This is a genomic window from Mucilaginibacter sp. MD40, assembly GCF_002288635.1.
In the GTDB taxonomy this organism is placed as follows: Bacteria; Bacteroidota; Bacteroidia; order Sphingobacteriales; family Sphingobacteriaceae; genus Mucilaginibacter.
This window is the reverse complement of sequence record NZ_NRSW01000001.1, coordinates 1777347-1792899: the sequence shown is the minus strand read 5'-3', so window position 1 is coordinate 1792899 and position 15553 is coordinate 1777347. Positions and strand designations below refer to the sequence as shown.

Here is a 15553-nt window from a genome sequence, read left to right as displayed (position 1 = left end):
CATGAACGATACTTTTGACCCCAGGCGTTTTTATTTACTATTTAAAAAAGTCACATTAGAACGCCCTATCCAGATAATTGGCGTTATGGGCTTAATCTTATGCTTTACGGTTATCTTGTACTCACTGGTACTCTACAGCATTGATTATGGGTCTGCGCAAAATTTATCGTTTATATGGGGGCTTGCCGGTGGCGGAACTGTACTATCAGCCTTTGTATTTAATTACTTTAACACCAATGCTGCCGGTGCCGCCTATTTAACACTACCTGCATCGGTATTTGAAAAATGGCTTTGCGCGGTGCTCATAGCCGGGATATTTTTCCTGCTTATATTTCTTGGCTTTTACCGCTTAATGGATTATTGTTTTGTAACAGCTTACCATAACGGGCTTAACCATGATAGCCCGCTTTACAAAAACCAATATGACCATGTTTATATTTATCCATTTTTACAAAACCAGGTAGTAAAAAAGGTTTTTATTATTTGGGCCAATCTTTCGGGTGTTATGCTGGTTGGGTCGTTATATTTTAACAAAGTAGCCATTGTAAAAGTTGCTTTGGCAGCTTGTGTGTTAGCTGGTATTATTTATTTTCTGAATCTTGCAGTAGCTTCGTTATTTTTTAAAAACATTGATATTGCGTTCCCTTACTATACGGTATTGATCAAAGTACGCTCTGAGGTTGGCGTAATAAATTTACCCCATATCGGCAGCTTTATAGTAGATGCTTTTATTAATGTAATTATACCTGCTACGCTATGGATAACGGCTTTAATTAAGCTGAAAGAAAAAGAAATATAGAATGGATTTTAGAGATAACCAACCAATATACTTACAAATAGCCGAATATGTTTGCGACCAGCTCCTGCTAAAAAAATGGCTGCCGGCAAATAAGATCCTGAGCATACGCGACCTGGCCGTAATGATGGAGGTTAACCCAAATACCGTTCAGCGCGCTTATGATTTTTTACAACAGCAGGAAATTATTATTAACAAGCGTGGCGTGGGTTACTTTGCCGATGAGAACGCGATAGATAAGGTGATTAAACTGAGGAAAGAACAGTTTATAAAAAACGAATTACCGCTGTTATTCAGAAACATGTATCTCCTTAACCTTTCAACAAGCGAAATAACACAACGATACGAGGATTTTATTGATCAAAATTTTAAAGAATCATGAAAAATAATTACAGATATAAAATAAGCAATAGCATACTGTATACTTTGTTAGCCATACTCCTTGCTGGAGTTTTTGTAGCCAACGCGGCAATGAAAAACGTTTATAATAAAATAGATAAAACTGATCTTTACTGGAATTATAACACGGTATTTTCGGAACCTTATAAGTACCTCAAAATAGATGGCGGCAACATTACCAATATTATATTTGAGCAAAATAAGAAAGCATCTGTAAGGGTTTTTAACGATTGGCGCGAATATGAAAAAGGGGTAACATTTAAAACTTTTGTAAAAAATGATACGCTGCACCTGGTATTCCCTAATAAATATAAAAACCTTAACGAACGCGACTGGATGAGCCGGACCGTATTAGTGCGATTGTTTGCCCCACAATTGCTTGCCATTGATGGCAGCAATACCAATTTTGAAATAGAGGGTTTGCGACAGCCTAACATCAGCATAAACCTGAAAGGGAAATCAAGACTGGAAGTAGAAAGTTATAATTACCGATTTGATACGCTCAACGTAACACAGGCCGATTCGAGCCAAGTAATGTTTGAAATGTCGCCGGAATTAAAGGGCAGTAAAAACATGCAATTTGGGTATGTGAATGCCAAATTAAAAGACTATACGATATTAGATATAGGCCATGGCTATGCTAATAAACTTAATTTGGATATTGCCGACAGTGCAGCTATTATCCTTTCAGGCAAATCAGTTAAAGCAATGCATAAGTAGCACATTCAAAACCAGACGGTAGCCCTAAACGTTTACCAAACCATGAAAGCCATCGTAATTACCCAACCCGGCGCACCAGATGTTTTGCAGTTGCAGGAGCGACCGTTACCCATTATAAAGGATAATGAAGTGCTGGTAAAGGTAAAGGCATCGGGTATTAACCGGCCAGATGTTGCGCAACGCAAAGGCAACTACCCCGCCCCGCCGGGCGCTTCGGCTGATATACCCGGGTTAGAGATAGCCGGCGAAATAACTCAAATAGGACAAGACATTACCCGATTTAAAGTTGGTGATAAAGTTTGCGCCCTGGTAAGCGGTGGTGGCTATGCCGAATACTGCGCAGCACCCGAGGACCAATGCTTACCCATCCCCGGCAATATTACTTTTGAAGAGGCAGCATCATTGCCCGAAACTTTCTTTACCGTTTGGAGCAACGTTTTTGACCGTGGTGGGTTGCAACCCGGAGAAACCCTGTTAGTACATGGCGGCAGCAGTGGTATTGGTGTTACCGCCATCCAAATGGCCAACGCGCTCGGCAGCACGGTTTATGTTACTGCAGGCAGCGAAGAAAAATGCCGCTTTTGTGAACAATTAGGCGCGGTAAAAGCCATCAATTACAAAACAGAAAATTTTGCGGAACGGATAAAAGAACTCACCGGTGGCAATGGTGTAAATGTGATACTGGATATGGTTGGCGGCGATTACACGGAACAAAACCTGCAGATACTGGCAGAAGATGGCCGCCTGGTATTGATCAATACCATGAAAGGTAAAGATGTTGCGGTAGACCTTTCCCTCGTCATGCGCAAGCGATTAACCGTTACTGGCTCAACCCTCCGCAACCGCGATGTTGCCTTTAAAACCGCTATCGCTGCCAGTCTTAAACAGCATATATGGCCGCTGCTAACAGCCGGGGAAATTAAACCGGTCATCTTCAAAACATTCACACCAACTGACGCCGCCGCGGCACATCAACTGATGGAAGATAGTACACACATGGGCAAAATTGTGATCAAGTGGGCTTAATCGCTAAAGGTAAACCGCTGTAAAATACCTGTTACAAGCCCTTGTGCAAACCATTGGCTACAAGGCAATAAAAAGTTCACACAAGTGTTTATTATTTTGCCAATAAACCTTAACTTTGCGCCTCTGAAATAGCAGTGCTTAGTATAAACACTATCTGTTTCATTTTAAATTCTTTAAAATACCAGGTTATATATGCCAAACATTGGAAAAATATCAAGGATCATTGGTCCGGTAGTGGACGTTAGCTTTGCTGATGATGCACATCTTCCTAAAATTTATGACGCTCTTGAGATCACAAAAGAGAACGGTCAGAAAGTTGTTTTAGAAGTACAACAACATTTAGGTGAAGATCGCGTACGTGCTATTGCGATGGACTCAACTGATGGTTTATTACGCGGAATGCCGGTTTTAGATACCGAAGCTGCGATTAAAATGCCTATTGGCGATAACATCAAAGGCCGCGTATTTAACGTAGTTGGCGACGCTATTGATGGTATTCCAAACCTTGATAAAACCAACGGCCGCGCTATCCACGCTACACCTCCTCGTTTTGAGGACCTATCAACCGAAACTGAAGTACTATTCACCGGTATTAAAGTTATCGACCTTTTAGAACCTTATGCTAAAGGCGGTAAAATTGGTTTATTCGGTGGTGCTGGTGTAGGTAAAACAGTATTGATCCAGGAGCTGATCAACAACATCGCTAAAGCATATGCAGGTTTATCAGTATTTGCCGGTGTAGGTGAGCGTACCCGTGAAGGTAACGACTTACTTCGTGAGATGCTTGAATCAGGCATTATCAAATACGGTGATGCGTTTATGCACTCAATGGAAGAAGGCGGCTGGGATTTAACTAAAATTGATACTGAAGCCCTTAAAGATTCAAAAGCAACCTTCGTTTTCGGCCAGATGAACGAGCCGCCGGGTGCACGTGCACGTGTGGCATTGTCAGGTCTTACTATCGCTGAGTATTTCCGCGATGGTGACGAAGATGGTAAAGGCCGCGATATATTATTCTTTATCGACAACATTTTCCGCTTTACCCAGGCAGGTTCTGAGGTATCGGCACTATTGGGCCGTATGCCATCGGCGGTAGGTTACCAGCCAACTTTGGCAACAGAGATGGGTACCATGCAAGAGCGTATCACCTCAACTAAACGTGGTTCAATTACTTCGGTACAGGCGGTATACGTACCTGCGGATGACTTGACCGACCCTGCGCCGGCTACAACCTTCGCCCACTTGGATGCTACTACCGTACTTTCACGTAAAATTGCTGAGTTAGGTATCTATCCTGCGGTTGACCCTCTGGATTCAACCTCACGTATCCTTAGCCCTGCAGTATTAGGTGATGAGCACTACAACACTGCACAACGTGTTAAAGAGATCCTTCAGCGTTACAAAGAGCTACAGGACATCATCGCTATTTTAGGTATGGATGAGCTTTCTGAAGAAGATAAATTAACAGTATCACGCGCTCGCCGTGTTCAACGTTTCCTTTCTCAGCCATTCCACGTTGCTGAGCAGTTCACCGGTTTAAAAGGTGTATTGGTTGATATTAAAGATACCATCAAAGGTTTCAATATGATCATGGATGGTGAAGTTGACGAATATCCTGAATCAGCATTTAACCTGGTAGGTAGCATAGAAGATGCTATTGAAAAAGGCAAGAAAATTTTAGCTGAAGCAAACGCGTAATAGATACAAGAAATAAGAGCCAAGAAACAAGAACAGAGAAATATCTTACAGCTTGATTCTTGACTCTTGAATCTAACAAGACATGACATTAGAAATTCTTACACCCGATAAAAAAGTATTTGAAGGCGAAGCCAAATCGGTTACGCTGCCTGGCAATTTAGGTTTTTTTGAAATACTAAATAACCATGCGCCTATCATATCTACTTTAAACGATGGTAAGCTAACCGTAAAAGGTGCTACCGAAGAAGTGTTCTTTATTAAGGGTGGTGTAGTTGAGGCTTTAAACAATAAAGTAACCGTTTTAGCCGAAGGCATTATACACAAGTAATTAAAAAACTTTTCTATAAACAAAAACGCCCGGGCAGTTTGTCCGGGCGTTTTTGTTTAGCTTTCGAAATACATTGTATTTTCAGAATCTTCCTTCCAGTAGGAATAGATTAAATTGAGCTCGTCTGTATCAATAATATTCGATTCCGTTTCTTTTTGAAGTTCTAATAATTTATCTAAAATTATTCGTCTGCCTCTTAAAGTTATAGGTCCCAAACCGACTTTACCATTTCGCCTTTTTTTACATCGGTATTCTTTATTATCTCTGAATTCTGCAATCCAATTTCTAAATAAAAAATATGGGCCTAATTCATTGTAACCATTTTCGATAAGGTTTTCTACTGATTTATCCTTTCTTACAACAGTGCATGTCCAACAGCCAAATCTACCTTTCCCACATGGCGTGCCTTTCGATTCGCGGTAGACAGGACATTCTGCTCCAGCATCTTTATATAGTTGACCGATCTTTTCATGGCTAATGCTTTTTGGAAACTGTTTAAATTTTAGAGTCGCCCACACATCTTGTAAGGAATAATTGATAATCGGTGCGAAAATTGTTGTAACTTTTGAACTACTTTGCCTCAAATAAAAATCTTTATTTAATCTATGTTTCCCAATTGTTCTATCCCTTTCAACACTTTCCCCTTCTCTAACACCCAGTAAAACATACGCTTTCTTATTTTTGTGTATAACTTTTTTTACAGGATTAATTCTTAGTGATTTTGTACACCATCTAAAAATATTTGTGGGGGTTGGATATCCTTTGCCTATTACTTTCACGAAAAATCGGTCTTTTAAATTAGGCTTAACGATTTTAAAATCGATCGGAATTTTCAAGTTTTGACATTCAATTTTCAGCAAATTAAAAGTTTCATACACGTAATTAGTTATTATTGGATTTTCAACGCCTGTATCGCAATATATAACTATAATAGGGCGTAAATAATCATCAATTAAATATAGTGCATTAATTACTAAAGATAAAAGTGCTGACGAATCCTTACCACCACTGTAACCTATATACCAAGGGATATTGTCTTTCTTGTATTCCTCTTTAATTAGCTCAATAGTTAGCGAATCTTTTTCAGATATCGGATTAAGGCATTTGGTGCAAAACGTCATTGGTTATTTGATTTAATTGTACAATGCAATGCGTTTCTATGTACTCTATCTGGTCATTAGATAAGTTTATATGCTTATAATATGCAATGATATGAAAAAAAAGGGCGGAGAAAGCTGTAATTAGCATTATTAAAGACCAATTAAGAAAGACGCTTTTAACGTAAATAAAATGAACGCTTGAAAGCAAAAAGATTACAGATCCAAATCCTGAGATTATAAATAAATCGGCCGTAGATGTCCAAAGCAAACCATTAAAATAGACGAGTGATCCTTTTCTTTTCAATGATTCATCATTGTCAACAATCTTATAAAATATATTTTTTAACCTATTCTTTTGATATAAATATTGCTGTTGATTGTTTGTTAACGTTCCTATATAAAGATTTATAATATTATGCTTAATGTTTAGGTCTATTCTTTTATGAGAAAAATTTGTTATTAAATTTCTAACTTCTAATAAGTGATAAATGGTTCCGATAATCAAGGCTATAAAACTTATATAAGTATAATCTATAAGTTTCAAGTTCAAAATTTCTGTCTTTTTTATTGTGCTGAAAAAAATCAAAAAAACAGCAATCGAAATCAATCCAGGTATTGTTATCCGAAAAAGCTTTAGAGTAGACTGCTCCATTGCGATATAATTTAGATTAATAAAGTTATAAATAACTGCTACTCTTGAATCTGTTTCTATAAAAAAAATTTATTCTCCTATCCATTTCACGCCGAATTTTGAAACTTTATTATGCAAGCATAAAATACATACCGAATACCGTTTTGAATTTTGGTATAGGCATTAAAGAATTATATTCCATTTATTTATTAATTTTAAGAATAAATAATAATTAAATAAAATAAAACAGAATTATATTCTAAATTAAAAAATATTTTTTGCGCTATTGTGTTTAAAAAGCCCTATCCCTAACTTACAGAAATGAAAAACGCCCTGTTAAACGGGCTACTAAATTAAACGCTTAAGGCACACTGCCGAATAGATAATATGAGTTCGCAACAGGATAACACAAACGCTGTAGAATTAAACAAATACAGCAAAACTTTTACGCAAGACCCTACCCAACCCGCAGCCCAAGCCATGCTTTACGGCATTGGCTTAACCGATGAGGATATGAAAAAGGCGCAGGTGGGTGTTGCCAGCATGGGTTATGATGGTAATACCTGTAATATGCACCTTAATGATCTGGCCCAATTGGTTAAACAGGGTGTTTGGGATAATGATATGGTTGGCCTGATATTTAACACCATCGGCGTTAGCGATGGCATGGGTAACGGCACACCGGGTATGCGTTATTCGTTGATCAGTCGTGATGTTATTGCCGATTCTATTGAAGCCATTACCGGTGCGCAGTATTATGACGGTTTGATCGCCCTGCCGGGTTGTGATAAAAACATGCCGGGTTCGATTATCGCGATGGGCCGTTTAAACCGCCCTTCGATCATGGTATACGGTGGCACCATCCATCCCGGCCATTGGAAAGGCGAAGACCTGAATATCGTATCGGCCTTTGAAGCATTAGGTAAAAAGATAGCAGGAACTATCACCCCTGAAGATTTCATGGGTGTGATAAAAAACGCCTGCCCAAGCGCAGGTGCTTGCGGTGGTGTTTATACTGCCAATACTATGGCTGCCGCAATCGAAGCGTTAGGCATGAGCTTACCTTATTCATCAAGTAATCCTGCTTTAAGCGATGAAAAGAAAGCCGAGTGTTTGGCGGCAGGTAAAGCCATCCGCGTACTGTTAGAGAAAGATATTAAACCAAGCGATATCATGACCCGCCAGGCATTTGAAAATGCTATGGTGGTAATTATGGTTTTAGGTGGTAGCACAAATGCTGTTCTACACATGATAGCCATGGCTAAAAGCGTTGGTGTAAAGGTTACTCAGGATGATTTCCAGGCTATTAGCGACCGGATACCGGTTTTAGCGGATATGAAGCCGAGCGGCAAATACATGATGACCGACCTGCACGCTGTTGGTGGTGTACCTGCCGTAATGAAATACTGTTTAGAACAAGGTTGGTTACATGGCGACTGCCTAACGGTTACCGGTAAAACCATTGCCGAAAACTTAGCCGATCTGCCTGGTTTAGATTTCAGCAAGCAGGATATTATCTGGCCGGTTGAGAAACCGGTTAAAGCCACCGGTCACTTGCAAATCCTTTACGGAAACCTTGCCGAAGGCGGCAGCGTAGCCAAGATCAGTGGCAAGGAAGGTGAGCGTTTCTCTGGCCCCGCCCGCACGTTCGATGGGGAATTTGATCTGATAGACGGTATTACGAATGGCCGTGTTAAAGCTGGCGATGTGGTAGTTATCCGCAACGTTGGACCTGTTGGTGCGCCTGGTATGCCCGAGATGTTAAAACCAACATCTGCTATATACGGTGCCGGTTTAGGAGCTTCAGTAGCGCTGATAACAGATGGTAGATTTAGTGGTGGCACACACGGTTTTGTGGTAGGCCATATTACACCGGAGGCTTACAAAGGTGGTGTTATCGGCTTAGTTAAAGATGACGACCTGATAGAGATAGACGCTACCACCAACAGCATCAACCTGAAAATATCCGACGAGGAACTGGCTGCCCGTAAAGCTGCCTGGACCCAGCCACCATTAAAGGTAAGCAAAGGGCTTTTATACAGATACGCAAAAACGGTAAGTAACGCAGCAGAAGGTTGCGTAACAGACGAATTATAGTCTGAACCCGAATTAAAGAATTTAAGAATTAACAGAATAAAACCGGTGCAATCATAAAAAGCATCGGTGTAATCTAAGTTCACAAATGGAAACACAAACAATCACACAGGAGATCGGCGAAACCGCTGCAGCAACGCAGCCTGTTTCAAAGGAATTATCAGGTTCTGAGGCTTTATTAGAGGCACTGATAGTTGAAGGTGTGGATACCATTTTTGGTTATCCGGGTGGTGCAATTATGCCCATTTATGATGCACTTTACGACTACAGCGAAAAACTGAACCACATCCTGGTCCGCCATGAGCAGGGCGGCATCCATGCCGGCCAGGGCTACGCACGTACCTCCGGCAAAGTGGGCGTTGTGTTTGCCACCAGTGGCCCCGGCGCAACTAACCTGGTTACCGGCCTTGCCGATGCACAGATAGATAGCACGCCATTGGTTTGCATCACCGGGCAGGTATTTGCGCACCTTTTAGGTACCGATGCCTTCCAGGAAACGGATGTGATCAATATCACCACCCCTATCACCAAATGGAACTACCAGGTTACGGATGCCACCGAAATCCCCGAAGTGATTGCTAAAGCGTTTTACATTGCGCGCAGCGGTCGCCCAGGCCCGGTGCTGATAGATATTACTAAGAACGCACAGATACAGAAATTTCAGTTTGAGGGCTACACCCCTTGCAACCATATCCGCAGCTATAGGCCAAAACCTATCGTTAGGCCGCAATACATACAGCAAGCTGCAGAGCTGATCAATAACGCCAAAAAACCATTCATTATTTGGGGGCAAGGTGTGATATTAGGCAGTGCCGAAAAAGAGTTTAAAGCTTTTGTTGAAAAGAGCGGTATCCCGGCAGCATGGACCATCCTTGGAGCAGGCGCTATCCCAACAGATCATCCGCAGAATGTGGGCATGTTGGGTATGCATGGTAATTATGGCCCTAACGTGTTAACTAACGAGTGTGACGTACTCATCGCCATCGGTATGCGTTTTGACGACCGTGTAACAGGTCGTTTAGACAAGTATGCTAAGCAGGCAAAGGTAATTCACCTGGATATTGATCCTGCCGAGATCGACAAGAATGTAAAATCAACCGTACCGGTTTGGGGAGATTGTAAAGAAACTATCCCTATGCTGACTCAACTGGTTGAACAACGCCAGTATACAGAGTGGTTGAATACCTTCAATGAATATACCCGCAAGGAAGTTGAACAGGTTATTCATGAAGAACTGAACCCATCAACAGAAGAAATGACCATGGGTGAGGTGATCAAACACCTTAACGAATTGACCAACGGCGATGCAGTTATCGTTACCGACGTAGGCCAGCACCAAATGGTAGCTTGTCGTTACGCTAAATTCAACAAAACACGCAGTAATGTTACCAGCGGTGGCTTAGGTACCATGGGATTTGCCCTTCCAGCCGCTATTGGTGCCAAATTCGGTGCGCAACAGCGCGATGTAATCGCTATTATTGGCGATGGTGGTTTCCAAATGACTTTGCAGGAATTGGGTACCATTATGCAGACGGGCGTTAATGTCAAGATCGTTATCCTTAACAATAGGTTCCTGGGTATGGTGCGCCAGTGGCAGGAGCTATTTAACCAGCGTCGTTATTCTTTTGTGGATATACAAAGCCCCGATTTTGTGACCGTTGCGAAAGGATATGGCATTGCCGGTAAATCAATATCAGACCGCAGCGAACTGGAAGGTTCCTTAAAAGAAATGCTGGCACATGATGGCTCGTTCCTTTTAGAAGTATTTGTCACAAAAGAGAACAACGTTTTCCCGATGGTACCGCAAGGTTGCAGCGTAGCAGAGATCAGGTTAAAATAAGTAATCCATAAACTAAAGACAATGGAAATCCAGGAAACTGATAAGCAGGAATTTAACATCACGGTTTATACTGAAAACCAGATAGGTTTATTAAACCGGATAGCTATTATATTTACCCGCAGAAAAATAAATATCGACAGTTTAAACACTTCTCCATCAGAGATCGATAGTATTCACCGTTTTAATATTGTGATCACTGAATCGGAAGAAGTAGTGCGCAAGCTCACCCGCCAGATAGAGAAGCAAGTAGAAGTATTAAAAGTGTACTATCATACCAATGCCGATGTAGTTTGGCAGGAATTAGCGCTTTACAAGGTGTCTACAGATGTCATCGCGGAGAAAGTAAGTGTTGAGCGTTTGTTGCGCGAAAATGGCGCACGTGCGGTAACCATCCGTAAAGATTATACTGTATTTGAGGCAACCGGCCACCGTGAGGAAACCGATAACCTGATCAAGATCCTTCAGCCCTACGGACTGATCGAATTTGTACGCAGTGCCCGTGTAGCCATCATTAAAGACAGCGAAGGCTTCAACAGCAAGCTGCGCGAATTTGAGCGCCTTGAACCGGGCGAAGAGGTGATAGAAAACGAATACCTCAACCAGGGACAAAAGGTGTTTACGATGTAAAGCCCCCCAGCCCCCTGAAGAGGGAGTAGAATAAAAAGTAACTAATTACAAACGAACTATAAAACTACCATCGGTGTAATCATTAAACCACATCGGTGTAATCAAGTAAAAACAAAAAAATGGCAAAACTAAATTTCGGCGGTACTGAAGAGAATGTAGTAACCCGCGAGGAGTTTCCTTTAGCAAAAGCTCAGGAAGTATTAAAAAATGAAACCGTAGCCGTAATTGGTTATGGTGTACAAGGCCCTGGCCAGGCGCTAAACCAAAAAGATAACGGTATTAACGTTATTGTTGGTCAGCGTAAAGATTCAAAATCATGGGATAAAGCGGTAAGCGATGGCTTTGTGCCGGGCGAAACCCTTTTTGAAATTGAAGAAGCTTTAGAGCGCGGTACCATCATTTGCTACCTGCTTAGCGATGCTGCCCAGATTGAACTTTGGCCAACTGTTAAAAAGCACTTAACCCCGGGTAAAGCGCTTTATTTCTCTCACGGTTTCGGTATCACTTTTAAAGAGCAAACCGGCATTATCCCTCCTGCTGATGTGGATGTATTTCTGGTTGCGCCAAAAGGTTCAGGTACCTCGTTACGCCGCATGTTCCTGCAAGGCCGTGGCTTAAACTCAAGCTACGCTATCTTCCAGGATGCTACAGGTAAAGCTCAGGAGCGTGTTATTGCATTAGGTATTGCAGTAGGCAGCGGTTACCTTTTCGAAACCGATTTCAAAAAAGAAGTATACAGCGACCTTACCGGCGAGCGTGGCACTTTAATGGGTTGTGTGCAGGGTATCTTCGCAGCACAGTACGATGTATTACGCAGCAAAGGCCACTCACCTTCTGAAGCTTTCAATGAAACCGTTGAAGAGTTAACCCAATCATTAATGCCATTAGTAGCGGAGAATGGTATGGACTGGATGTATGCAAACTGTTCTACCACTGCACAACGCGGTGCGTTAGACTGGTGGAAAGAGTTCCGCGATGCTACTAAACCGGTTTTTGAGAAACTATACGATAGCGTAGCTACCGGTAAAGAATCTCAGCGTTCTATCGACTCAAACAGCCAGCCTGATTACCGCGAGAAATTGAACGAAGAATTACGTGAATTACGCGAAAGCGAAATGTGGCAAGCGGGTAAAACCGTACGCAGCTTACGCCCTGAGAACCAGGCTGTAGAAGCGTAATAAGGTTAAAGCTTAAAGGTAAAAGGCTAAAGCCGATTATCAAAAGCCAAACCACCATGTCATTGCGAGCGATAGCGTGGCAATCTCGGCATATCCAACAGGATTGTTTTCTGAGATTGCTTCGTTCCTCGCAATGACATATTTTTATAAAAATAAAAAACATGGGACAAACATTATTTGATAAGATCTGGGATGCGCACGTCGTCAGTAGCGCTGAAGGCTTCCCGGATATCTTGTACATCGACACGCACTTTATTCACGAGGTAACCAGTCCGCAGGCATTTGATGGTTTGCGTAAGAGAGGGTTACCGGTTTTTAGGCCGCAACAAACCGTTGCCACAGCCGACCACAACGTCCCCACCTGGGACCAGCACCTCCCCATTAAAGAAGAACTTTCCCGATACCAGGTAGATATGCTTACCAAAAATTGTAAAGAGTTCGGCATCGAGCTTTACGGTCTGGGGCATCCTTACCAGGGTATCGTCCATGTTATAGGCCCTGAACTGGGCATTACCCGCCCCGGCGGCACTTACGTTTGCGGCGACAGCCATACCTCTACACACGGTGCCTTTGGTGCCATTGCGTTTGGGATAGGCACATCGCAGGTTGAACAGGTTTTGGCCACCCAATGCCTGCTGCAATCGCGCCCTAAGCGAATGAAAATTGAAGTGAACGGTAAACTGCAAAAAGGTGTTGGTGCAAAGGATATCATCCTTTACATCATTGCCCAAATTTCTGCCGCAGGCGGTACGGGCTATGCCGTTGAGTACGCCGGCGACACCATCCGTTCGCTAAGCATGGAAGGCCGCATGACTATCTGCAACATGAGCATCGAAATGGGTGCCCGTTGCGGCTTGATCGCTCCTGACGAAACCACCATCAACTACGTTAAAGGTCGCGAATTTGCACCAAAAGGCGAAGAGTGGGATAAAGCAGTTGCTTACTGGCAAACGCTGTATTCTGATGCGGATGCCGAGTTTGATAGCGTGCTAAGCTTCCGCGCAGAAGATATCGAACCGATGATCACCTATGGTACTAACCCTGGTATGGGCATCGGTGTAACCCAACACGTGCCGGAAACGGCTTCTTTTGACGTAAAAGAGCAGGTATCATACAAAAAAGCTTTGGATTACATGGGGCTGCATGATGATGAGCAATTGTTAGGCAAACCTATCGATTACGTATTCATCGGCAGCTGTACCAATTCACGTATAGAAGACCTGCGCCAGGTTGCCGAATTTGTAAAAGGTAAACACAAGGCAGATAACGTTACCGTATGGGTTGTCCCCGGCTCAAAACAAGTACAGGAGCAAGCCATCCGCGAAGGCTTGGACAAGATCTTTAACGAAGCAGGCTTCCCGCTGCGCGAACCTGGATGCAGTGCCTGTTTGGGTATGAACGAGGATAAGATACCAGCAGGTAAATACTGTGTATCTACTTCAAACAGAAACTTTGAAGGCAGACAAGGCCCTAATAGCCGCACCTTCCTGGCCAGCCCGCTAACCGCAGCGGCAAGTGCCATTACAGGTAGAGTGACGGATATAAGGGAGTTTTTGAAAGAGGAGGAGTTGGTATAAACCACGTGTCATTGCGAGGCACGAAGCAATCTCAAAGGACAATCCTATTGGATATGCTAAGATTGCCACGCTATCGCTCGCAATGACACAAACGAAAAACAACAATGGCGACTAAAATATTCAAACACATACAAACACCCGTGGTGCCGCTGGCTATCGAGAACATCGATACAGACCAGATCATCCCGGCCCGTTTTTTAAAGGCCACTACCCGAGAAGGCTTCGGTAATAACCTATTCCGCGACTGGCGCTTCGATGAGAACGACCACCCAAAACCTGACTTCGTGCTGAACAACCCCACTTACAGTGGTAAGGTATTGGTAGCCGGCAAAAACTTCGGTTGTGGTAGCAGTCGTGAGCATGCTGCCTGGGCTATTGCAGATTATGGCTTTGACGCCGTAGTAAGCAGCTTCTTTGCTGATATTTTTAAAGGCAACGCTCTTAACAACGGCTTGCTTCCGGTACAAGTAAGCGACGACTTCCTACAAAAGATCTTTGATGCAGTAGCTGCAGATCACACCGCTGAAGTGGAGATCGATCTTGAAAATCAGTATATCAAGATCTCTGCCACCGGCGAGCAGGAAACCTTCGAGGTTAACCCTTACAAAAAAGCCTGTATGATAAACGGCTATGATGATATCGATTACATCCTGAGCCAAAAAAATAAAATAGAAGAGTTTGAAGATGTAAGGTAAAAGGCGATAGGTTAAAGCTAAAAGGCAATGACTCAATGAACCAATGACAACTAACCCAAAAGAGATACAACGCGAAGGCAAAGGTACTGCAAAACTGTTCGATGAGCGCAGTTTAGCGGCTGATTACGCCACTTTGCAGCCGCTGCTAAAACAGGGGCTACGCGTGTTGGATGTGGGTTGCGGTACGGGTGCAATATCAAAAGATATTGCAAGGCTTATTGGGCCAACGGGTAAGGTTATTGGCATTGATAATACCGAATACTTTATTGAAAGCGGTAGGAAAACTTACGCTGACACAGAAAATCTCGAATTGCATCACGCTGACCTGTACACTTACGAGCCGGAAGAGAAATTCGACCTTATTGTAAGTGCGCGTACTTTTCAATGGTTAAGCGATCCGCAACGTGCAGTAAACAAGCTGAAGAGCTTGTTGCAACCAGGTGGAACACTATCCATCCTCGATTATAATCACGAGGTACTGGAATGGCAGCCGGAACCGCCTGTAAGTATGCGGAAGTTTTATGCCACCTTCCTTAGATGGCGCTCTGACGCCGGCATGGATAATAGAATGGCTGATAGCTTACAGGAACTTTTTAAGCAAGCAGGCTTACAGGATATTGAGGTACTTGACGCAAACGAGGTTTATAAAAAAGGCGATGCCAATTTTGAGCACAAGGCAGGCATTTGGTCGTCTGTTGCGCAAATGGACCAGATAGTTAATGAAGGCTACATCAGCAACGATGACCGCCTTAAAGCAATCGAAGATTACAACAATTGGATATCAACTCACGCACAACAAATGGTAATGAAACTTAAAGAAGTGCGGGGAACGAATAATTAGTAA

At 42.7% G+C, this 15553-nt stretch carries 14 protein-coding genes; 13 read left to right on the top strand and 1 reads right to left on the bottom strand.

Going from position 1 to position 15553, the window contains the following annotated elements:
* The first annotated feature begins 1 nt into the window (after nucleotide 1).
* The 6 genes from CKK33_RS08130 to atpC all read left to right on the top strand — a co-directional run bounded on the left by CKK33_RS08130 (nucleotide 2) and on the right by atpC (nucleotide 4967).
* A complete protein-coding gene (locus tag CKK33_RS08130; protein ID WP_095703624.1) occupies nucleotides 2–799 on the top strand; it encodes a hypothetical protein in 798 nt (265 codons plus the stop codon).
* A 1-nt stretch (nucleotide 800) separates the two neighbouring features.
* Complete coding sequence (locus CKK33_RS08125; protein WP_095703623.1) at nucleotides 801–1178, top strand: GntR family transcriptional regulator; 378 nt, start codon at nucleotides 801–803, stop codon at nucleotides 1176–1178.
* Nucleotides 1175–1915, top strand: a complete 741-nt coding sequence (locus CKK33_RS08120; protein WP_095703622.1) for a DUF2807 domain-containing protein — start codon at nucleotides 1175–1177, stop codon at nucleotides 1913–1915. Before CKK33_RS08125 ends, CKK33_RS08120 begins: the two co-directional genes overlap by 4 nt.
* A 42-nt stretch (nucleotides 1916–1957) precedes the next feature.
* Nucleotides 1958–2941, top strand: coding sequence for an NAD(P)H-quinone oxidoreductase (locus CKK33_RS08115; RefSeq protein WP_095703621.1), 984 nt, complete (start codon nucleotides 1958–1960; stop codon nucleotides 2939–2941).
* Between the two features lie 192 nt (nucleotides 2942–3133).
* Complete coding sequence (gene atpD, locus CKK33_RS08110; RefSeq protein WP_095703620.1) at nucleotides 3134–4639, top strand: F0F1 ATP synthase subunit beta; 1506 nt, start codon at nucleotides 3134–3136, stop codon at nucleotides 4637–4639.
* Nucleotides 4640–4721: 82 nt separating this feature from the next.
* Entirely contained in the window at nucleotides 4722–4967 is a 246-nt protein-coding gene (gene atpC, locus CKK33_RS08105; RefSeq protein ID WP_095703619.1) for an ATP synthase F1 subunit epsilon, read from the top strand.
* A 56-nt stretch (nucleotides 4968–5023) separates the two neighbouring features.
* Here atpC and CKK33_RS08100 read toward each other — a convergent pair whose 3' ends face one another.
* Entirely contained in the window at nucleotides 5024–6088 is a 1065-nt protein-coding gene (locus tag CKK33_RS08100; RefSeq protein ID WP_095703618.1) for a phosphoadenosine phosphosulfate reductase family protein, read from the bottom strand.
* 997 nt (nucleotides 6089–7085) lie between these two features.
* Between CKK33_RS08100 and ilvD the strand changes: the two genes are divergently transcribed.
* The 7 genes from ilvD (at nucleotide 7086) to CKK33_RS08060 (ending at nucleotide 15550) form a co-directional block, all read left to right on the top strand.
* Entirely contained in the window at nucleotides 7086–8795 is a 1710-nt protein-coding gene (gene ilvD / locus CKK33_RS08090) for a dihydroxy-acid dehydratase (protein ID WP_095703616.1), read from the top strand.
* An 85-nt stretch (nucleotides 8796–8880) separates the two neighbouring features.
* Complete coding sequence (gene ilvB / locus CKK33_RS08085; RefSeq protein WP_095703615.1) at nucleotides 8881–10632, top strand: biosynthetic-type acetolactate synthase large subunit; 1752 nt, start codon at nucleotides 8881–8883, stop codon at nucleotides 10630–10632.
* A gap of 21 nt (nucleotides 10633–10653) precedes the next feature.
* Nucleotides 10654–11259, top strand: coding sequence for an acetolactate synthase small subunit (gene ilvN, locus CKK33_RS08080; RefSeq protein WP_095703614.1), 606 nt, complete (start codon nucleotides 10654–10656; stop codon nucleotides 11257–11259).
* A gap of 119 nt (nucleotides 11260–11378) precedes the next feature.
* Complete coding sequence (gene ilvC / locus CKK33_RS08075; protein ID WP_095703613.1) at nucleotides 11379–12437, top strand: ketol-acid reductoisomerase; 1059 nt, start codon at nucleotides 11379–11381, stop codon at nucleotides 12435–12437.
* Nucleotides 12438–12598: 161 nt separating this feature from the next.
* Entirely contained in the window at nucleotides 12599–14014 is a 1416-nt protein-coding gene (leuC, locus tag CKK33_RS08070) for a 3-isopropylmalate dehydratase large subunit (protein ID WP_095703612.1), read from the top strand.
* Nucleotides 14015–14118: 104 nt separating this feature from the next.
* Nucleotides 14119–14709, top strand: coding sequence for a 3-isopropylmalate dehydratase small subunit (gene leuD / locus CKK33_RS08065; RefSeq protein ID WP_095703611.1), 591 nt, complete (start codon nucleotides 14119–14121; stop codon nucleotides 14707–14709).
* 43 nt (nucleotides 14710–14752) lie between these two features.
* Complete coding sequence (locus tag CKK33_RS08060) at nucleotides 14753–15550, top strand: methyltransferase domain-containing protein (RefSeq protein ID WP_095703610.1); 798 nt, start codon at nucleotides 14753–14755, stop codon at nucleotides 15548–15550.
* Nucleotides 15551–15553 lie beyond the last annotated feature (3 nt).